This is a genomic window from Caballeronia sp. GAWG2-1 (assembly GCF_023631405.1).
Classification (GTDB): Bacteria; Pseudomonadota; Gammaproteobacteria; order Burkholderiales; family Burkholderiaceae; genus Caballeronia.
In genome coordinates, this window is sequence record NZ_JALQDD010000023.1 from 81,401 (window position 1) to 100,457 (window position 19,057).

Consider the following 19,057-nt stretch of genomic DNA (forward strand, 5'->3'; position numbering starts at 1 on the left):
ACTATGTATGCACAGCGCGGACGCACGTCCGCCACGCTATGGAGATTTCGATGAATTCCCCAAAGGTAGTAGTCGAAGGGCTATGCAAGGTGTTCGGCAACAGCCCCAAGCAGGCGATCGACATGCTCGCCGGCGGCGCGACGAAAGAAGAAGTCTTTGCGCGCACCGGGCAGATCGTCGGCGTACATAACGTTTCCTTCGACGTCAAGGAAGGCGAGATCTTCGTGCTCATGGGCCTTTCCGGTTCCGGCAAATCGACGCTGATCCGTTTGATCAACCGTCTCGTCGATCCCACCGCCGGCAAGGTGCTGATCGATGGCCGCGACGTGGCGGCCGTGCCGCGCTCGGAACTCACGGCGCTGCGCCGCAAGGACATGAGCATGGTGTTTCAGTCCTTCGCGCTGATGCCGCAGCGCACCGTGCTTTCGAACGCCGCATTCGGTCTGGAAGTCGCGGGCGTCGGCAAGAAGGAACGCGAGAAGCGCGCGATGACCGTGCTCGAACAAGTCGGCCTTGCATCGTTCGCGCAGAAGTTGCCAGCGCAACTATCGGGCGGGATGCAGCAGCGCGTGGGGCTTGCGCGGGCGCTGGCGGTGAATCCCTCGCTGATGATCATGGACGAAGCGTTCTCCGCGCTCGATCCGCTCAAACGCAAGGAAATGCAGAACGTCCTGCTCGACTTGCAACGCGAGCAGCAGCGCACGATTCTCTTTGTCTCGCACGATCTCGAAGAAGCCATGCGTATCGGCACGCGCATCGCGATCATGGAAGGCGGCCGCGTGGTGCAGATCGGCACGCCGCAGGAAATCATCCAGAACCCCGCCGACGACTACGTGCAAGCGTTCTTCGACGGCATCGATACCAGCCGCTATCTAACCGCCGGCGACCTCATGCAGACCGATGTCGTGCCGCTCATGAAGCATTCGCCGCAGATCGACGCATCGAGCGTGGCGGAGACGCTCAACGGCAGCGCGGACTATGCGTTCGTGCTTGACGGCGAGCGGCGCATTCGCGGTTTCGTCGGCCGCGATTCGAACGGCAATCCAGTGCCGCAGATCAATCACATCGAGTGTATCGAGCGCAACATGGCGCTCGATGACGTCGTGCACCGCGTGGTCGCGAGTCCCGCGCCGCTGCCGGTGGTCGACGCCGAGGGTTTCTATTGCGGTTCGGTCAACAAGTCGAACGTCCTGAAGGTCTTAACCCGCCATCGAGGTTCCCATGTCTGAAATCATTCCGCTCGGTAGCTGGGTCGATCACGGCGTCCATTACCTGCTCGACCACGACGCCAAGACGTTCGATTCAATCGGCAAGGTCATCGAGAGCTTCGCCGCTTTCATCGAACACAGCCTCCAGGCCGTCCCGATGTGGGCGCTCATGGCCATCTTCGTCGGCATCGGCTTGTGGCGCGTGGGCTGGCGCTTTGCCGCCTTCACGTTGCTCTCGCTCTTGCTGATCTACGCGACCGGCTTCTGGGATCAGATGGTCATCACGCTTGGTCTCACACTCTCGTCGACCTTCATCAGCCTGTTGCTCGGAATTCCGCTCGGTATCTGGACGGCGAAGAGCAAGGTCGTGGAGATGGCCGTTCGTCCCGTGCTCGACTTGATGCAGACGATGCCCGCCTTCGTGTATCTGATTCCCGCCGCGATGCTGTTCGGCCTCGGCCGCGTGCCCGGCATTCTTTCGACCGTGATCTTCGCGATGCCGCCCGCCGTCCGTCTTACGTCGCTCGGTATCAAGCACGTGAACCGCGAGATCGTGGAAGCGGGTCAGGCGTTCGGCTGCACGCCGTGGCAACTGCTCTACAAGGTGCAGATTCCCAACGCGCTGCCTTCGATCATGACAGGCGTGAACCAGACGATCATGATGGCGCTGTCGATGGTCATCATCGCGTCGATGGTGGGTGCGGGCGGTCTCGGCAACGACGTGCTCGCGAGCATTCAGCGTCTGGATATCGGCCTCGGCTTCGAGAGCGGCTTGTCCGTCGTGTTGCTGGCGATCATTCTGGACCGTATCACCGAGAGCTTCGGCCGTTCGCCCGGCATGGCGCGCGCCCCGCTTCTTTCGGGCATTCGCAGCGTCATGAAGGTGCGCCGCGCACCGGCCGCGCAACAAGGCTGATGCACTCATGAAACGCGACGCGCTCGTTCCGGCTGCCTCGGAATCGCCGTTGTCCAACCTCGCGCACTTCGGCTTCCTCACGCTGCCGAATTTCTCGATGATCGCGTTCACGAGCGCGGTCGAAGTGCTGCGCATGGCCAACTACGTCGGCCGCGCGCAGCACTACACGTGGTCGGTCATCACACCGGATGGCGAGCCTGCTCGAGCAAGCAATGGCATCACCGTGAAGCCAACCACGACGCTCGACGAAGCCGGCATGCCCGATGTGCTCATCGTCTGCGCGGGCTGGCACGTGACGGATCACGTGGACGATACGATCATCGAGCTATTGCAGCGCGTGCACGAAGCGGGCGTTCCGCTCGGCGGCATTTGCACCGGGCCTTATGCGTTGCTCGCGGCCAAGCTGCTCGACGGCTATCGCTGCACTGTGCATTGGGAAGACATGTCGCCGCTCAACAAGCGCTTCCCGCATGTGCGTTTTGCCGATGAGCTCTTCGTGATCGACCGCGACCGCATGACTTGCACGGGTGGCACGGCGCCGCTCGATCTCATGCTCAATCTCGTGAGCTTGCGGCTTGGCCAGGCGCATGCGGCGCAAGTGTCGGAGCAGTTCATCGTCGAACGCATTCGCTCTTCGACGGACTATCAGCACATTCCCGTCGATGCGCGCGTCGGCTTTTCGCGTGCCGAACTCGTCGAAGTGGTGCGCCTGATGGAAGCGAATATCGAAGAGCCGCTTTCGCTCGAAGAACTCGCGCGGCTCGTGCATCTTTCGCAACGACACTTGCAACGCATGTTCAAGATGTTCCTCAATGTATCGCCGACGCATTACTACTTGACGCTTCGCTTGCGGCGCGCACGCGAGTTGTTGCGCAACACGGATGCATCGATTGCACGCGTCACCAGCATCTGCGGATTCCATTCGCCTTGTCATTTCAGCAAGGCGTATCGCGCGCAATTCGGACACGCGCCGAGTGTGGAGCGGCGTCTGTCTGCTTGACCTAATCGACATCGTTCTGGCTTCGCGCGTTCTTCATGGACCGCGCGTGAGCCTCTCATCGTCAATTGAAAACAGCAACGGGAGATAAGGCATGAATCGTTCGTGGATCGCATCGTTTGCTTTCGCGGTAACTTGCGCTGCGAATGCGGCCGAACCCGCTGCATGTAAGAACGTGCGTTTCGCCGATGTCGGATGGACCGACATTGCCGCGACCACCGGGCTTGCATCGACGGTCCTGCAGGGACTTGGTTATAGCCCGACGAAAACGATCGCATCGGTGCCGATCACCTTCGCCGGCGTGAAGAGCAAGCAGATCGACGTGTTCCTCGGCTACTGGTCGCCGACCATGGATCCGATGATCGATTCGTTCAAGAAAGCGAATCAGGTGAAGGTGCTGCCGACGCCGAATCTCATCGGTGCAAAGTACACGCTGGCGGTGCCGGAATACGCGTACAACGGCGGCATCAAGACGTTCAGCGATATCGCGAAGAACTACGACAAGCTCGACGGCAAGATCTATGGTATCGAGCCGGGCAACGACGGTAACGCGCTCATCAAGAAGATGATCGACAGCAATCAGTACGGGCTCGGAAAGTTCAAGCTGGTTGAATCGAGCGAGGCGGGGATGCTTGTCGAAGTGAATCGCGCCATTCGCGACAAGAAGCCGATAGTGTTTCTGGGCTGGGAACCGCATCCCATGAACGTCCAGATGAAGATCGATTATCTCTCGGGCGGCGACGATGTCTTTGGCCCCAACTACGGCGAAGCGCGCGTGCTGACCGTGACGCCGACCGATTACGACACACGTTGCCCGAATGTCGCGAAGCTCGTATCGAATCTGCGGTTCACGACGGACATTGAGAATCACGTCATGCTGCCGATCATGAACAAAACCGACGCCAACAAGGCCGCGCGCGAGTGGTTGAAGCAGAATCCCGCGGTGCTCGATAAATGGCTCGCAGGTGTCAAAACCTTCGATGGCAAGGACGGGTTGCCGGCGGTGAAGGCTTATGTCGCCGGCAACTGAAGGTCAGGTGCGATAGTCCGTCTTGCCGCCCTCGATCATGCGCAAGGCGGCTTGCCATTGCAGCGCGATGATCCCTTCCGACTCGTCCCTGCGATACTGCGCGGCAGTCGTTTCGCAAACCTTCTGCGAAGGCAGATTCAGCTCGCCGCCGCCCGCGAGCGCACGCAGTTGAATCTCGCAGGCGCGTTCGAGGAAATACATCTCTTGAAACGCCGAGGGAATCGACGGACCGCAAGTGAGCAGCCCGTGATTGCGCAAGATCATCGCGTTATGCAGGCCGAGATCGTTGACGAGCCGGTCACGTTCCGCGAGATCGAGCGCAATGCCTTCATAGTCATGGTAAGCAATGTGCCCGTAGTACTTGAGCGCATGCTGGCTGATCGGCAAAAGCCCTTGTTTCTGCGCCGATACCGCCGCGCCCGCCGCCGTATGCGTATGCACGACGCACACGACATCGTGACGCGCCATATGAATGGCCGAGTGAATGGTGAAGCCCGCCGGATTGACGAGAAACCGCTCCGGATAATCCCGCGCAGCCGGATCCACCGCGCGTCCTTCGCTATCGATCAAAACAAGGTCCGACGCGCGCATCTCGTCGAAGAGCACGCCGTATTTGTTGATGAGGAAGTGATGCTCCGGCCCCGGCACGCGCGCACTGATGTGCGTGAAGATCATGTCGGTCCAGCGAAAATGCGCAATCACGCGGTAGAGCGCCGCCAGATCGCAACGCAGCGCCCATTCTTCCTTCGAATAACCGTGGTTCTCCATGCCGTTCCTCCTTGGGTTGTAAGCCGCGGATAACGTGGATAGATCGTGTTAGATCGCCTGTGCGCGGCCCGGGAAAGTCTCGTCGTAGTCCAGCGTCTGATTCTCTTCTTCGGCGTTGCCAGAGCCGCCTTGTTCACGATACATCATCGGCGGAAGACCGTATTGCTTGCGGAATTCGCGGCCGAGATGCGAGGCATCGGAAAAGCCGCAACTCGATGCAATATCCGCTACCGTCTTGTCCGAACTCGTGAGCAGCCACGCCGCCGTGCGCAAACGCACTTGCTTTGCGTAGGCTTGCGGCGCCTTGCCGGTTTCCGCCTTGAACAGACGTTCGAGTTGACGCGTGGAAAGGTCAAGCTTGTGCGCGAGTTCGTCGAGCGTGAGCGAGCGTCCCACGTGCTGTTCCATCAGCAGAATGGCGCGCTTGACCTTGGGATGCGTCGCCGGCGCAAGTCCCGGCGGATGCGGCTGCGGCGCGTTGCCCTTCTGCATGTCGTCGACGAGGAGAATGCGCAATGCCTTTTGCACCGTCGCGGTCTCGAAGTGACGCAGCAGGATGGCCGCCGCGACATCGATGGATGCGCGTCCGCCCGAACACGTAATGCGCCGCCTGTCGATCACGAAGAGCCGATCCGCCACGAGCGCCTGCTCATCCACGTGCGGAAAGCGTTCGACGAAATCCCAGTAGTGAAACCAGCTCACGCAGATTCGATGCCCTTCCAGCACGCCCGCACGCATCAGCGAGAACACGCCCGTGCACATGCCGACGATGGTTGCATCGAGGGCGGCGGCGCGGCGGATGAACTGCAAGGTGGCATCGCTTGCGGAGGGCCCCGAGTGCAAGAGACCGCCGACCACGACGACGTAATCGAAGTGCTCGGCCTGATCGAAAGTCTCCCACGGCGTGATCTGGATGCCGCAGCTTGCGCGCACGGGTGCGAGCGTCTCGCCGATCACGCTCCACGAACAGCGCACGGGGCGGCTGAAATCGCCTTCATCGGCGGAAAGGCGCAAGAGATCGACGAAACCGGAGAACGCGGTCAGCGTGAAGTTCGGCAACAGCACGATGCCGAAGCGAATACGCGATTTGGATTGACCGTCGATGGAAAGCGGCGGAAGCGATTCTGCGGGGTTCATGCGCGTGAAGTGCGGCGGCCTGGAAGTATGCCGCGAGCATATCACTCGTGCGTGGAGCACGGGCGCATGGTCAGAAATGAGAAGGGCCGCGATACGGCGGCCCTGAAGGAAGACTAGTTGCCCAGCACGGCGATGGCCCAGGCGAACGCCGAGCCGACGAGCGCGCCGGTGGTTCGACCGAGCAGGCTTGCGACGGTGTAGTCGGCCCAGCGCTGTTCGACTTCGGCCTTCAATACGCCGAAGTAACGCAAGGCGGGATCGACGCAACACGCGACCATCAACGCGGCCCAGGTGGGCGCTTCGCGCGTGAGAACGTGTTCGGGAGAAATGATGTCGATGGCCTGAAGCAAGCCGACCACGGCGGCGCCGACAATGAAAGCAAGAGTCCAGGATTTGAAGAACTGATCGGGAAGAGCAGAGCTTTGCATGGATACAGAAGACGAAGGAACAACAGAGAAACGAGCGACGCGTCAAGCCTTGAAGGGTGGCCGCTCACGGACTTAGGGAATATACCGAGACGTCCTCTTTCGGCCCGTAGGATCAGTCTCAAAATTCCCGCGATCTGCAACGAAGCTGCGCAAAAACGCGCCAACCTCGAAATGCTCTGCTACCGCCGCGTTCGCGTGGCGGACTCATGCGGCGACTTTCGATCAAACGTCATGAACCTTGGTAAATCCGTCATTGGGGCGAGCGTTCCCGCGCGCTGACGCCGCCATCCCATTTCGATGCCGCTTTTGTTCTATCGGACGGATTTGCGGTTTGGTGCAATGAGCACAGTCGCGAAAGGTGGGCAAGCGGCCCATGATCCAACCAGGAATGCACATGAACGTCAGCGTTTTCGATCTGTTCAAGATCGGCATCGGTCCTTCCAGCTCGCATACCGTCGGGCCGATGATCGCGGCGTGCCGCTTCGCCTCGCACATCGAGGACGCGAATCTGCTTGGCTTCGTCACGCGGGTGCGCGCTGAACTGTTCGGCTCGCTCGGCGCCACCGGCAAGGGCCACGGCACCGACAAGGCCGTGCTGCTCGGCCTGGAAGGCAATCTGCCCGATCTGATCGATCCCGACCTGATCGCGCCGCGCCTCAAAGAAATTCGCGAAACGAAGCGCCTGATGTTGCTCGGCAAGCATGCGGTCGCGTTCGAAGAGCGCGAACACATAGGCTTTTATCGCAAGCTGATGCCGGGCGCGCCGGGATCGAGCATCGTGCATCCGAACGGCATGCGCTTTCAGGCGTTCGACGAGAACGGCCAGCTGCTCGTCGAGAAAGAATACTTCTCGGTCGGCGGCGGTTTCGTCGTGAATCGCGAAGGCGATCGCGTCAACGGACTGCGCGCGGGCGGCAGCGTGCCGTATCCGTTTCGCACCGGCGACGATCTCATGCGCGTGTGCAAGGAGACAGGTCTGTCTATCGCCGAGGTCACGTTGCAAAACGAATGCGCGAATCGCAGCGAACAGGAAGTGCGCGAGGGCATGCTCGCCGTGTGGCGCGTGATGGCGGCATGCGTCGAGCGCGGCTGCAAGGAGCGCGGCGAGTTGCCGGGACCGATGCACGTCAAGCGTCGCGCGGCGGATCTTTCGTCGCAACTGCGCTTTCGTTCCGAAGAGTCGTTGCGCGATCCGCTTTCGATGCTCGACTGGGTCAACCTCTATGCAATGGCCGTCAACGAAGAGAACGCGGCGGGCGGCCGCGTCGTCACCGCGCCGACCAATGGCGCAGCGGGCGTGATCCCCGCCGTGCTGCACTACTACGTGAAGTTCATGCACGGCTCGAACGACGATGGCATCGTGCGCTTCCTTCTTACGGCAGCCGCCATCGGCATCATCTACAAGGAAACGGCTTCGATCTCGGGTGCCGAAGTGGGCTGCCAGGGCGAAGTGGGCGTGGCCTGCTCGATGGCCGCCGCCGCGCTGGCATCGGTCATGGGAGGCACGCCCGCGCAAGTCGAAAACGCCGCCGAAATCGGCATGGAACATAACCTTGGCATGACCTGCGACCCGGTGGGCGGCCTCGTGCAGATTCCCTGCATCGAGCGCAATGCGATGGGCGCGATCAAGGCCATCAACGCCGCGCGCATGGCGATGAAGGGCGACGGCCAGCATTACGTCTCGCTCGATTCGGTCATCAAGACCATGCGCGAAACCGGCGCCGATATGAAAACGAAATACAAGGAGACGTCGCGCGGCGGACTGGCCGTCAACGTCATCGAATGCTGAATTCAGTACGTCACGAAGGAAAGGAAACACCATGACCCGCTATTCGATCTTCAGCCTCTTGCGCAACGGCATGTCGTATCACGAGAACTGGGAGCGCCAGTGGCGAAGCCCCGAGCCCAAGCGCGAATACGACGTGGTGATCGTCGGCGGCGGCGGGCATGGTCTTGCGACGGCGTATTACCTGGCGAAGGAACACGGCATCACGAATGTCGCGATTCTGGAGAAGGGATGGATAGGCGGCGGCAATACCGCGCGCAACACGACGATCGTGCGCTCGAACTATCTGTGGGACGAATCTGCGGCTTTATACGAAAAGGCAATGAAGCTGTGGGAAGGCCTTTCGCAAGACCTCAACTACAACGTCATGTTCAGCCAGCGCGGCGTCATGAATCTCGCGCATACGCTGCAGGATGTGCGCGATACCGAACGCCGCGTGAACGCCAACCGTCTCAATGGCGTCGATGCCGAGTTCCTCACGCCCGCGCAGATCAAGGAAATCGAGCCGACTATCAATCTCAATAGCCGCTATCCGGTGCTGGGTGCGTCGATTCAACGGCGCGGCGGCGTCGCGCGTCACGATGCCGTGGCGTGGGGGTTCGCGCGCGGCGCGGATCAGGCGGGCGTGGACATCATCCAGAACTGTCAGGTCACGGGAATTCGGCGCGACGGCAGCCAAGTCACGGGCGTCGATACCACAAAGGGTTTCATCAAGGCGAAGAAGGTCGCGGTGGTCGCGGCGGGCAATACGACATCGCTTGCGGATATGGCCGGCGTGCGTCTGCCGCTCGAAAGCCATCCGCTGCAGGCGCTCGTGTCCGAGCCCATCAAGCCGGTGGTCAACACGGTCGTCATGTCGAACGCGGTGCACGCTTACATCAGCCAGTCCGACAAGGGCGATCTCGTGATCGGCGCGGGCGTCGATCAATACACGGGCTTCGGGCAGCGCGGCAGTTTTCAGATTATCGAAGGCACGCTAGAGGCTATCGTCGAAATGTTCCCGGTGTTCTCGCGTGTGCGCATGAATCGCCAGTGGGGCGGCATTGTCGATGTCTCGCCGGATGCTTGCCCGATCATCAGCAAGACGGATGTGAAGGGCCTCTATTTCAATTGCGGCTGGGGCACGGGCGGCTTCAAGGCGACGCCGGGCTCGGGCTGGGCGTACGCGCACACCATCGCGAAAGACGAGCCGCATGCGCTGAATGCGCCGTTCTCGCTGGAGCGCTTCTATACGGGTCATCTGATCGACGAACACGGCGCGGCTGCCGTGGCGCACTAATCGCACTTTAGGGAGTTAGGAACATGTTGCTGATCGAATGCCCCTGGTGCGGCCCGCGCGCCGAAAGCGAATTTTCCTGCGGCGGCGAAGCGGATATCGCGCGCCCGCTCGAAACGGACAAGCTCACCGACAAGGAATGGGGCGATTACCTCTTCATGCGCAAGAACTCGCGCGGCAAGCATCGCGAACAATGGATGCATGCGCAAGGCTGCCGCCGCTGGTTCAAGGCGCAACGCGATACGGTTTCATACGAGATTCAGGGCTACGAGACGTTCGACCGTCCGCTTGCCGTGATGGACACGAATAACGGAGGCACGTCGAAATGAGCCAGAAAGACCGACTCGGCGCGGGTGGACGCATCAACCGCGCGATTGCGTTGACGTTCACCTTCAACGGCAAGACGTATCAGGGTTTTCAAGGCGATACGCTCGCCTCCGCGCTGCTCGCCAACGGCCAGCATTTCGTTGCGCGTAGCTGGAAGTATCACCGGCCCCGCGGCATCGTCACGGCAGGTGTGGAAGAGCCGAATGCCGTCGTGCAGCTCGAAACCGGCGCGTACACGGTGCCCAATGCGCGTGCCACCGAAATTGAGCTGTATCAGGGACTCGTCGCGACGAGTGTGAATGCGAAGCCGAGCATCGAGAACGATCGCATGGCCGTGAATCAGAAGATCGCGCGCTTCATTCCAGCGGGCTTCTACTACAAGACCTTCATGTGGCCGCGCAAATTCTGGCCGAAGTACGAAGAAGTGATTCGCGATGCAGCGGGTCTCGGCAAGGCGCCCGAGCAACGCGACGCGGATCGTTACGACAAGTGCTTCGCGCATTGCGACGTGCTCGTGGTCGGCGGCGGTCCTTCGGGACTCGCGGCGGCGCATGCGGCGGGTTTGTCGGGCGCGCGCGTGATTCTCGTCGACGATCAAAGCGAACTCGGCGGCTCGTTGCTCTCGTGCCGCGCGGAGATCGATGGCAAGCCCGCGCTGCAATGGGTGCAGAAGATCGAAGCCGAACTGCGCAAAATGCCCGACGTGAAGGTACTTTCGCGCAGCACGGCGTTCGGCTATCAGGATCACAACCTCGTGACCATCACGCAGCGTCTGACCGAGCATCTGCCGGTGTCGTTGCGCAAGGGCACGCGTGAACTGCTGTGGAAGGTGCGCGCCAAGCGCGTGATTCTCGCGACGGGCGCGCACGAGCGGCCTGTCGTGTTCGGCAACAACGATTTGCCGGGCGTGATGATGGCTTCCGCCATATCGACGTATCTGCATCGCTATGCGGTGTTGCCGGGACGTCGCGCGGTCGTGTTCACCAACAACGATGACGCGTATCAATGCGCGCTCGATCTGAAGGCGGCCGGCGCGGACGTCACGGTCGTCGATCCGCGCCCCGCGGAAACGAAAGGTGCGTTGCCTGCTGCCGCGCGTCGCTATGGCGTGCGCGTCATCAACGATGCGGTCATCACGGCGGCGCACGGCAAGCTGCGCGTGTCGTCAGTGGAAGTCGCGGCTTATGCGAAGGGGCAAGTCGGCGCGAAGCAGTCCGACCTGCAATGCGACCTCGTGGCGATGTCGGGCGGCTGGAGTCCCGTGTTGCATCTCTTCGCGCAATCGGGCGGCAAGGCGCACTGGCACGAGGATAAAGCCTGCTTCGTCCCCGGCAAGGCCATGCAACTGGAAAGCAGCGTGGGCGCGTGCGCGGGCGAGTTCTCGCTGGCGCGCGGCATCCGCTTCGCACTCGATGCGGGCGCCGACGCAGCGCGCGCGGCAGGGCTTCTCGTCGCGCGGCCGAATCCGGTGCAAGTGGCCGAGATCACGGAAGCGCCGTCGTTGCCGTTGTGGCTCGTCGGTGGACGCGAACTCGCGACGCGCGGCCCCAAGCAGTTCATCGACTTCCAGAACGACGTCTCCGCTGCCGACATCTTTCTCGCGGCGCGTGAAGGCTTCGAATCGGTCGAGCACGTGAAGCGTTATACGGCGATGGGCTTCGGCACCGATCAAGGCAAGCTCGGCAACATCAACGGCATGGCGATTCTCGCGCAAGCTCTGAACAAGACGATTCCCGAGACCGGCACGACGACCTTCCGCCCGAACTACACGCCGGTTTCCTTCGGCACGTTCGCGGGCCGCGAACTGGGCGAGTTTCTCGATCCGGTGCGCAAGACGGCGGTTCACGAATGGCACGTTCAGAACGGCGCCGCGTTCGAGGATGTCGGCAACTGGAAGCGTCCCTGGTACTACCCGAAGGCGGGCGAGGATATGTACGCGGCAGTCGCGCGCGAATCGCTCGCAGTGCGCGAAAGCGTCGGCATTCTCGATGCATCGACGCTCGGCAAGATCGACATTCAAGGCCCGGATGCGGCTCAGTTGCTGAACTGGGTCTATACGAATCCGTGGAGCAAGCTCGAAGTCGGCAAGTGCCGCTACGGTCTCATGCTCGACGAAAACGGCATGATTTTCGACGACGGCGTGACCGTGCGCCTGGCCGACCAGCATTACATGATGACGACCACCACGGGCGGCGCGGCGCGCGTACTCACGTGGCTCGAACGCTGGCTGCAAACCGAATGGCCCGACATGCGCGTGCGGCTTGCCTCCGTGACGGATCACTGGGCCACGTTCGCGGTCGTGGGACCGAACAGCCGCAAGGTGCTGCAGAAGGTGTGTCACGACATCGACTTCGCGAACGCCGCGTTCCCGTTCATGAGCTATCGCGAGGGCACGGTGGCGGGTGCATCGGCGCGCGTGATGCGCATCAGCTTCTCGGGCGAACTCGCATATGAAGTGAACGTGCCGGCCAATGTCGGACGCGCGGTGTGGGAAGCCATCATGGAAGCGGGCGCGGAATTCGACATCACGCCCTACGGCACCGAAACCATGCACGTGTTGCGCGCGGAGAAGGGCTACATCATCGTGGGCCAGGATACGGATGGCTCGATGACGCCTTACGACCTCGGCATGGGCGGGCTAGTCGCGAAGTCGAAGGACTTCATCGGCAAGCGTTCGCTCACGCGTTCGGACACCGCCAAGCCAGGACGCAAGCAGTTCGTCGGTTTGCTCTCGGACGATCCTTCGTTTGTCATTCCGGAAGGCTCGCAGATCGTCGCGGGTCCGTTCCAGGGCGACTCGGCGCCAATGCTCGGTCATGTCACATCGAGCTATTTCAGCCCTATTTTGAAGCGCTCGATTGCGCTTGCCGTGGTGAAGGGCGGTCTCGACAAGATCGGCGAGGCGGTCACCATTCCGCTTTCGAGCGGCAAGCAGATCAACGCAAAAATCACCAGTTCGGTGTTCTACGATAGCGAAGGAGCACGTCAGCATGTGGAATGAAACCAGAGGTTCCTCGACGGTCGTCGATCGCGTCACGGTTGGACAAGGGGTGTGGCAGGAGTCACCGCTCGTCGGCGCGGATGCGTTGATGAAGGCGCATCAGGCGGGCTCGCCGAAAGCGTTTCGTCTTTCCGAGCGGCCGTTTCTCCAACTCGTCAACGTGCGTGGCGATACGCGCGATGCGGCCTTCGTGCAGGCCGTGCAAAGCGTGATTGGCTGCGCGCCGCCCGACAAACCGAACACCACCGCGCGCGGCAATGGCCACGACATGCTGTGGCTCGGCCCCGATGAATGGCTCGTGCGCTCACTGACCGCGCACGATGCCGCACGCCCCGCGCCGCTCGAAGCGAAGTTGCGCGACGCGTTCAAGGGCGCGTTCGCGGCAGCGGTGGATATCGGCAGCGGCTATACGGTGCTCGAAATCGATGGGCCGCGCACGCGCGATGTCCTTTCACGCGGATGCCCGCTCGACTTGCATCCGAAAGCATTCGGCGAAGGCCAGTGCGCGCAGAGTCATTACTTCAAGGCTTCGCTCACGCTCGTGCCGTTAGGCGGTGACCGCTTCGAACTGATCATCCGCCGCAGCTTCGCGGACTACTTCGTGAAGATCATGCTCGATGCCGCCGAGCCCTTGCTCGCATGAAGCCGTTCGAACCGCTTGCCATGGGCGGACAGGGCTGGCGCGTCGTCGTCGATGAACTGATGGTGACGACGCGCGTCGGCTTGTACGAACATGAGCATCGTGCGCCGCAGCCGGTTGCTATCGATGCAAGCCTGCGCTATCGAAGCACGCCGCATGAATCGACGGATGGTCTTATCGATTACGAAGCGTGGTGCGACCGCGTGAGTGCGTTTCTCGAAACGAAGCCGCATACGCGTTTGCTCGAAACGCTCGCGATGGAAATCGCCGCGTTCTCCTTCGATGAATGGCCCGCGCTCGACGGTCTCACGCTCGCGTTGCATAAGCCCAAGATTCGTGAAGGCACGCGCCGTCTTGCGTTGGAACTCGACTGGCGTCGTGCCGATTTCGACGCGTGGCGCGCACAGAACGCAGCCGCGCTTCAAGCTTCCTGACCTTCACGACGATGACTTCATCGCGCGACACGGCGGCGTTGCTTTCCGAGCGCGCGGTCAAGGAGCGCGATGCGAACGCGGCGCTCGCGCTTCTCGAACGCAGCATTGCGTTGAAGCATCGGCGGATTGCGTTGATTCGCTATCTGCATGCGCAGTATCTCGACGCGCCGCTCGATGCGCGTCACCACGAGTACGTGAAGGCCATCGCTGCAAGGCTCAGCGTTGATGCGCTCATGCGTATTGCCGCGGCGGCGCGCGCACGCTATGACGCATGACGCGTACGTTCCATCCCGATGACGCGAATCTTCTATGTTGCGGATTTATGTCGGCGTCTACTGAAAACGCTTTGACTTCTGTACGCCACGTCCACGCGGTTAGCGCCGCATCGAGAGAGGGATGACATGTCCACCGCCACGCAATCGCGCGCGAGCGCTGCTGCACGGCTAGAACGCCTGCCGTTCTCCGGGTATCACCGCACCATTTTCATCATCATTGCCGTTGCGTTTTTCTTCGATTCGGTGGACCTCGGCACGATGACCTTCGTGCTCGGTTCGATCAAGACGGAGTTCGGTTTGTCGACCGCGACTGCGGGCCTCGTTGCAAGCGCAAGCTTCTTCGGCATGGTGCTCGGCGCGGCCGTCGCGGGCTTGCTTGCGGACCGCTTCGGACGCCGGCCCGTGTTCCAGTGGAGCATGGTGCTGTGGGGACTGGCGTCGTACCTGTGCTCGACGGCGCATTCCGTCGATGCGTTGATCTTCTATCGCGTGCTGCTTGGTATCGGCATGGGAATGGAGTTTCCTATCGCGCAGACGTTGCTCTCCGAGTTCGTGCCGACGGCGTCACGCGGCAGACTGATTGCGTTGATGGATGGCTTCTGGCCGCTGGGATTCATCGCGTCGGGCGTGGTGTCGTACTTCGTGTTGCCGCAGTTTGGCTGGCGCACCGAGTTTGCGCTGCTCGCGATACCCGCGGTGTTCGTGCTGATCGTGCGGCGCGTGGTGCCCGAGTCGCCGCGATGGCTCGAACATCACGGACGTATCGAAGAAGCGGATCGCGTGCTCGATGAAGTCGAGGCGAAGGTCATGAAGGCCAGCGGCTTGCGTGCGTTGCCTGCGCCTTCGATGCTGGCGGAACCGCCTGTCAGGAAGGGCTCCGGAGCGTTTCGTGAGATCTGGAGTGCGGCATACAGGCGTCGCACGATCATGGTTTGGGCGCTTTGGTTCTTTGCGTTGCTTGGCTTCTATGGATTGACGTCGTGGCTCGGCGCGTTGATGCAACAGGCCGGTTTTGCCGTCACGAAGTCCGTGCTTTATACGGTGCTGATCTCGCTTGGCGGCGTGCCGGGTTTCTTGTGTGCGGCGTGGCTCGTGGAACGGTGGGGACGCAAGCCGACTTGCATCGCATCGCTTTTGGGTAGCGGGTTGATGGCGTACTTGTATGGCCAGACCGCGTTGCATGCTGAAACGCCGACGCTCCTGATCTGCGCGGGACTTGCCATGCAGTTCTTCCTCTTCGCGATGTGGGCCGTGCTTTATACCTATACGCCCGAGTTGTATGGGACCGGCGCGCGCGCGACGGGGTCGGGGTTTGCATCGGCGATCGGGCGTGTCGGGTCGTTGATCGGGCCTTATGTCGTTGGCGTCGTGTTGCCGGCCTTCGGACAAGGCGGAGTCTTTTCGCTGGGCGCCGCCTGTTTTGTGGTGGCGGCGTCGGCGGTTTGGATTCTTGGGATCGAGACGCGCGGGCTCGCGCTGGAGACGCTGGTTTCGGAGGCAGAGGTGGTGGAAGGGAGCGGGGTGCTGGTTTCGGCTCGGGAGTGAGGGATCGCGGCGTGGCCCACACCGTTGATCCCGAAGGCCGATGGTACGATGTAAAAAACGAACATCTCACTTCAAAGCGAAAATCGGCGAGAGACGGGACAAAGCCAGCGTATGACACGTTTATTCTTGCCCGGACCCAAGCGGCAACCAGTCCCGCGCCATGTTGTTCGATCGACCTCGCGCGCGGGATCTCCCCGATGAACAAGCATCCCGCGCAGCCTGACATGCAGGCGATCACGCCGCCCGATCGCGCGACGCTCCTGCGCGAAATCGACCGGACCGCGTGCTGGGATATCGTGGTGATCGGCGGCGGCGCGAGCGGTCTAGGCACGGCTGTCGATGCCGCGTCGCGCGGCTATCGCACCTTGCTGCTCGAAGCGCGGGACTTCGCGAAGGGCACGTCGAGTAAGGCGACCAAGCTCGTGCACGGCGGTGTGCGTTATCTCGCGCAAGGCAACATCCCGCTCGTGCGCGAGGCTTTGCATGAACGAGGCCTGCTTGCACGCAATGCGCCGCATCTGGTGAACGCGCTGGGTTTCGTCGTGCCCGCTTACCGCTTAACCGACAAGCTGTTCTACGGCGCCGGCCTGAAGGTCTACGACTGGCTTGCGGGCGCATTGAATCTCGCGCCGAGTCGTGGTCTCGGTCTGCGCGAAACGCACGACAAGGCGCCCATGCTCGCCGGCAATCTGCAGGGCCGTGCGCTCCGTGGCGGCACGCTCTACTATGACGGCCAGTTCGACGACGCGCGCCTCGCCATCGCACTCGCGCGCACGGTTTTCGATCTCGACGGCATCGCGCTGAACAATGCGGCAGTGCGCGGTATCGAAGTGGATCGCGCGGACAGGACGCATCGGATTGCCTTCGAAGACACCGAAACGGGCGATGCCTTCTCAGTGCGCGCCCGCTGCGTGGTCAACGCAACCGGCGTCTGGGTGGATGCCATTCGCGCAATGGACGATCACCGCGCGCGTCCCATCGTGGCGCCGAGTCAGGGCGTGCATCTCACGTTGCCCGGCCGCTTCCTCAAAAGCGATAACGCCATTCTCGTGCCGAAGACGAAAGACGGCCGTGTGCTGTTCGTGGTGCCGTGGCATAGGCAGACTATCGTCGGCACGACGGATACACCGCAGAGCGACGTGCCGCTCGAACCGCGTGCAAGCGACGCGGAGATCGACTTCATCCTGAGTTCGGCGGCAGATTATCTCTCGCTCAAACCGACGCGCGACGATGTCTTGAGCGTGTGGGCCGGCCTGCGTCCGCTCGTGAAGGGCGATAGCGGCGCGTCGACGGCGGCGCTGTCGCGCGAGCATACGATCGAATCGAGTTCCACCGGAATGATCACGGTGACGGGCGGCAAGTGGACGACGTATCGACTGATGGCGGAACAAGTGGTCGATCTGGCCATTGCAAACGGTCTGTTGGCGGCTGCGCCATGCCGCACGCGCTCGTTGCCCTTGCATGGCGCAACGGGCGTGCAAAGCGGGTACTACGGTTCGGATGCGGGGATCATTGAACGATTGCCGGGCGCGGACACGTTGCTCGTCGAAGCAGGCGGCCTGACCGAAGCGCAAACGCGTTTCGCGGTGCGCGCGGAGCTGGCGCGTTCGGTCGAAGACGTGCTTGCGCGCCGTAATCGCGCGCTCTTTCTGGATGCCGCCGCAGCACGTGCGGCGGCGCCCGAAGTGGCGCGAATCATGGCTCAAGAACTCGGCCGCGACGCTGCCTGGGAGTCCGCGCAAGTCGCCAGTTTCGAAGCCTTCGCCCGAAACTGGACCTTGCGTTGATGCGCTGAAGTAAGCGTCAGAACGCGTGCCGCATGCCGATCATCGCGATGAACTGCGACGGCCCGGACGACGGCGTGGTGTTCTGCGAATCGCCGACCACCGCGACTGCATCCGAAATTCTCACACCGCCCGCGCCATTCGCGATCAAAGACTGACCGCTCGCGTGCTGATAAGCCTGCAACGCGTAGAACGTGGTGCGCGCGGACAAAGCATAAGTCTGCTCCAGCGAAATCTGTTGATAACGCGCCGGGTCATTCACGCCGTTCGACTTGCTGGCCCGTGTGTAGCTGTAGCCCGCCGCTGCGGCGAAAGCAGGCGTGAAACGATACGACGCAATCGCGCCGTACGAGTTGAACACGGCTTCGTCCGAGAACAGTGAGTGCGCGCCCGGTGCGTATTGCACGTTCGAATAGTTCAGACCCACCATCAGGTCCTTGAGCGTGTAGCGCGCGGCAGCGGCGATCATCTGCACGCCGCCCGACGTGGCGTAGCCGTTGTTGACCGGCGAATTGTTGGCGAAGCTGCCGATGGCGCTGCTCGTCGCGACGTCTTTAAGGTGCACATAACCCGCTGCGATCGAGACGGGCTTGAAGTCGTAGCGCAACGCCGCGCTGAGGTTGGAGCCGCTCGCAATGCTGCCGGCTTCGCCGCCGAGTCCGGCTTGTGCGGCGAGCGTCAGACCCGCGATGTTCGGCGAGACATACGAGACCGAGTTATTGAAGCGCAGCGTGGTGTCGAGCGCATCGACATCGCCGGGATGTGCGCCGGTCGCGCCCGTGAGCGCGCTGGTCGGGCCGAGCGCGCCGACGAGATTGAAGTAGGGCGTGTATTGCCGCCCGAGCGTCAGCGTGCCGTAACGGTCGTTGGAGAGACCGGCATAGGCTTGTCGATTGAACATGCCCGCGGAGCTTGCCGCTGCGCCGTTCAGGGAATTGAAGCCGCTCTCCAGACGAAACACGGCTTTTGTGCCGCCGCCGAGATCTTCCGCGCCCAGCAGGCCAAACTTGCTCGCCTGCAAACTGCCTTGCGACATATACACGTTCGACGAGCCGCGCTGATTGCTGGCATAGGCGAAGGCGTTATCGACTACGCCGTACAACGTGACGCTGCTCTGCGCTGCCGCCGATGCGGACACGACCGCCGCTGCGAGCGGCAGACACGCGATGGCAAGCGCGCGCGTGGGTTGAAGCTTTGAGACTTGCATTGCTACTTCGGTCCTTCAGTTTAAAAGTGTTGATCAAATGTTGATGTTCAAGGTCAGATGTAGCCAACCCTGTTCGGTGCGCTCACTGATCACCGTGCCATTCGTGCATGAAGCACGGCGCGCGTCGGAAGCGGGCACGCTGATGCGCACTTCGTTCTGCGAGCGCGGCATGTTACCTGCTCGTTCGACGGCGATTCGCAACGTTTCGTGGTCGCTGTGTATTCGCACGCGCCAGCGGCCTTGTTCGCCGCGACGCCATGCTTCGCTTTCGCCGTCACATTTATTTCCATTCGGTACG

General features: G+C 61.9%; 18 protein-coding genes. 13 read left to right on the forward strand and 5 right to left on the reverse strand.

The window, feature by feature from the left end; genetic code table 11:
- Positions 1-50: 50 nt before the first annotated feature.
- The 4 genes from NCR98_RS14335 (at position 51) to NCR98_RS14350 (ending at position 4,151) form a co-directional block, all read left to right on the forward strand.
- Positions 51-1,229 (forward strand): quaternary amine ABC transporter ATP-binding protein, encoded by a 1,179-nt coding sequence (locus NCR98_RS14335; protein WP_250526491.1) that lies wholly within the window; start codon positions 51-53, stop codon positions 1,227-1,229.
- Positions 1,222-2,124, forward strand: a complete 903-nt coding sequence (choW, locus tag NCR98_RS14340; protein WP_244829016.1) for a choline ABC transporter permease subunit — start codon at positions 1,222-1,224, stop codon at positions 2,122-2,124. The genes NCR98_RS14335 and choW overlap by 8 nt, the downstream gene beginning before the upstream one ends.
- Positions 2,125-2,131: 7 nt before the next feature.
- Entirely contained in the window at positions 2,132-3,124 is a 993-nt protein-coding gene (locus tag NCR98_RS14345) for a GlxA family transcriptional regulator (protein WP_250509764.1), read from the forward strand.
- A 91-nt stretch (positions 3,125-3,215) separates the two neighbouring features.
- On the forward strand, positions 3,216-4,151 hold the full coding sequence (locus NCR98_RS14350) for a choline ABC transporter substrate-binding protein (RefSeq protein WP_250526492.1): 936 nt from the start codon (positions 3,216-3,218) through the stop codon (positions 4,149-4,151).
- A 3-nt stretch (positions 4,152-4,154) separates the two neighbouring features.
- On the opposite strand, the gene NCR98_RS14355 is transcribed toward NCR98_RS14350, so the two are convergent.
- The 3 genes from NCR98_RS14355 to NCR98_RS14365 form a co-directional block, all read right to left on the reverse strand.
- On the reverse strand, positions 4,155-4,919 hold the full coding sequence (locus NCR98_RS14355; RefSeq protein WP_250466401.1) for a class II aldolase/adducin family protein: 765 nt from the start codon (positions 4,917-4,919) through the stop codon (positions 4,155-4,157).
- 48 nt (positions 4,920-4,967) lie between these two features.
- Positions 4,968-6,056 carry a GlxA family transcriptional regulator gene (locus NCR98_RS14360; RefSeq protein ID WP_244829020.1) on the reverse strand — a complete coding sequence of 363 codons (1,089 nt, stop codon included), beginning with the start codon at positions 6,054-6,056 and terminating at the stop codon, positions 4,968-4,970.
- 113 nt (positions 6,057-6,169) lie between these two features.
- On the reverse strand, positions 6,170-6,484 hold the full coding sequence (locus tag NCR98_RS14365; protein ID WP_244829021.1) for a hypothetical protein: 315 nt from the start codon (positions 6,482-6,484) through the stop codon (positions 6,170-6,172).
- Positions 6,485-6,878: 394 nt separating this feature from the next.
- Here NCR98_RS14365 and NCR98_RS14370 point away from each other — a divergent pair, with 394 nt between their 5' ends.
- The 9 genes from NCR98_RS14370 (at position 6,879) to NCR98_RS14410 (ending at position 17,555) form a co-directional block, all read left to right on the forward strand.
- The gene (locus NCR98_RS14370) at positions 6,879-8,273 is read left to right on the forward strand and encodes an L-serine ammonia-lyase (protein WP_250526493.1); all 1,395 of its coding nucleotides are present in this window, start codon (positions 6,879-6,881) and stop codon (positions 8,271-8,273) included.
- A gap of 31 nt (positions 8,274-8,304) precedes the next feature.
- Positions 8,305-9,549, forward strand: a complete 1,245-nt coding sequence (locus NCR98_RS14375) for a sarcosine oxidase subunit beta family protein (protein WP_244829023.1) — start codon at positions 8,305-8,307, stop codon at positions 9,547-9,549.
- A 23-nt stretch (positions 9,550-9,572) separates the two neighbouring features.
- Positions 9,573-9,875: a sarcosine oxidase subunit delta gene (locus NCR98_RS14380; RefSeq protein ID WP_244829024.1), complete on the forward strand. Its 303-nt coding sequence runs from the start codon at positions 9,573-9,575 to the stop codon at positions 9,873-9,875.
- Entirely contained in the window at positions 9,872-12,874 is a 3,003-nt protein-coding gene (locus tag NCR98_RS14385) for a sarcosine oxidase subunit alpha family protein (RefSeq protein WP_250526494.1), read from the forward strand. Before NCR98_RS14380 ends, NCR98_RS14385 begins: the two co-directional genes overlap by 4 nt.
- On the forward strand, positions 12,864-13,517 hold the full coding sequence (locus NCR98_RS14390; RefSeq protein ID WP_250526495.1) for a sarcosine oxidase subunit gamma: 654 nt from the start codon (positions 12,864-12,866) through the stop codon (positions 13,515-13,517). The genes NCR98_RS14385 and NCR98_RS14390 overlap by 11 nt, the downstream gene beginning before the upstream one ends.
- A complete protein-coding gene (locus NCR98_RS14395) occupies positions 13,514-13,948 on the forward strand; it encodes a dihydroneopterin aldolase (protein ID WP_250466413.1) in 435 nt (144 codons plus the stop codon). The genes NCR98_RS14390 and NCR98_RS14395 overlap by 4 nt, the downstream gene beginning before the upstream one ends.
- Positions 13,949-13,959: 11 nt before the next feature.
- A complete protein-coding gene (locus NCR98_RS14400; protein ID WP_244829028.1) occupies positions 13,960-14,223 on the forward strand; it encodes a hypothetical protein in 264 nt (87 codons plus the stop codon).
- A 126-nt stretch (positions 14,224-14,349) separates the two neighbouring features.
- Positions 14,350-15,768: an MFS transporter gene (locus NCR98_RS14405; protein WP_250526496.1), complete on the forward strand. Its 1,419-nt coding sequence runs from the start codon at positions 14,350-14,352 to the stop codon at positions 15,766-15,768.
- 197 nt (positions 15,769-15,965) lie between these two features.
- On the forward strand, positions 15,966-17,555 hold the full coding sequence (locus NCR98_RS14410; RefSeq protein ID WP_250526497.1) for a glycerol-3-phosphate dehydrogenase/oxidase: 1,590 nt from the start codon (positions 15,966-15,968) through the stop codon (positions 17,553-17,555).
- Positions 17,556-17,571: 16 nt separating this feature from the next.
- Here the strand turns inward: NCR98_RS14410 and NCR98_RS14415 are convergent, their stop codons facing one another.
- Together NCR98_RS14415 and NCR98_RS14420 are read right to left on the reverse strand one after the other, a co-directional pair.
- Positions 17,572-18,759, reverse strand: a complete 1,188-nt coding sequence (locus NCR98_RS14415; RefSeq protein WP_250526498.1) for a porin — start codon at positions 18,757-18,759, stop codon at positions 17,572-17,574.
- Positions 18,760-18,792: 33 nt separating this feature from the next.
- Complete coding sequence (locus tag NCR98_RS14420) at positions 18,793-18,930, reverse strand: hypothetical protein (protein ID WP_244829032.1); 138 nt, start codon at positions 18,928-18,930, stop codon at positions 18,793-18,795.
- Between the last annotated feature and the right edge of the window lie 127 nt (positions 18,931-19,057).

Bases quoted from the DNA above. Each gene is read 5' to 3' on its own strand.
- choW (WP_244829016.1), top strand. From the start codon at position 1,222: ATGTCTGAAATCATTCCGCTCGGTAGCTGGGTCGATCACGGCGTCCAT.
- NCR98_RS14370 (WP_250526493.1), top strand. From the start codon at position 6,879: ATGAACGTCAGCGTTTTCGATCTGTTCAAGATCGGCATCGGTCCTTCC.
- NCR98_RS14390 (WP_250526495.1), top strand. From the start codon at position 12,864: ATGTGGAATGAAACCAGAGGTTCCTCGACGGTCGTCGATCGCGTCACG.
- NCR98_RS14345 (WP_250509764.1), top strand. From the start codon at position 2,132: ATGAAACGCGACGCGCTCGTTCCGGCTGCCTCGGAATCGCCGTTGTCC.
- NCR98_RS14335 (WP_250526491.1), top strand. From the start codon at position 51: ATGAATTCCCCAAAGGTAGTAGTCGAAGGGCTATGCAAGGTGTTCGGC.
- NCR98_RS14365 (WP_244829021.1), bottom strand. From the start codon at position 6,484: ATGCAAAGCTCTGCTCTTCCCGATCAGTTCTTCAAATCCTGGACTCTT.
- NCR98_RS14380 (WP_244829024.1), top strand. From the start codon at position 9,573: ATGTTGCTGATCGAATGCCCCTGGTGCGGCCCGCGCGCCGAAAGCGAA.
- NCR98_RS14415 (WP_250526498.1), bottom strand. From the start codon at position 18,759: ATGCAAGTCTCAAAGCTTCAACCCACGCGCGCGCTTGCCATCGCGTGT.
- NCR98_RS14350 (WP_250526492.1), top strand. From the start codon at position 3,216: ATGAATCGTTCGTGGATCGCATCGTTTGCTTTCGCGGTAACTTGCGCT.
- NCR98_RS14395 (WP_250466413.1), top strand. From the start codon at position 13,514: ATGAAGCCGTTCGAACCGCTTGCCATGGGCGGACAGGGCTGGCGCGTC.
- NCR98_RS14360 (WP_244829020.1), bottom strand. From the start codon at position 6,056: ATGAACCCCGCAGAATCGCTTCCGCCGCTTTCCATCGACGGTCAATCC.
- NCR98_RS14385 (WP_250526494.1), top strand. From the start codon at position 9,872: ATGAGCCAGAAAGACCGACTCGGCGCGGGTGGACGCATCAACCGCGCG.
- NCR98_RS14420 (WP_244829032.1), bottom strand. From the start codon at position 18,930: ATGCCGCGCTCGCAGAACGAAGTGCGCATCAGCGTGCCCGCTTCCGAC.
- NCR98_RS14375 (WP_244829023.1), top strand. From the start codon at position 8,305: ATGACCCGCTATTCGATCTTCAGCCTCTTGCGCAACGGCATGTCGTAT.
- NCR98_RS14405 (WP_250526496.1), top strand. From the start codon at position 14,350: ATGTCCACCGCCACGCAATCGCGCGCGAGCGCTGCTGCACGGCTAGAA.
- NCR98_RS14400 (WP_244829028.1), top strand. From the start codon at position 13,960: ATGACTTCATCGCGCGACACGGCGGCGTTGCTTTCCGAGCGCGCGGTC.
- NCR98_RS14410 (WP_250526497.1), top strand. From the start codon at position 15,966: ATGAACAAGCATCCCGCGCAGCCTGACATGCAGGCGATCACGCCGCCC.
- NCR98_RS14355 (WP_250466401.1), bottom strand. From the start codon at position 4,919: ATGGAGAACCACGGTTATTCGAAGGAAGAATGGGCGCTGCGTTGCGAT.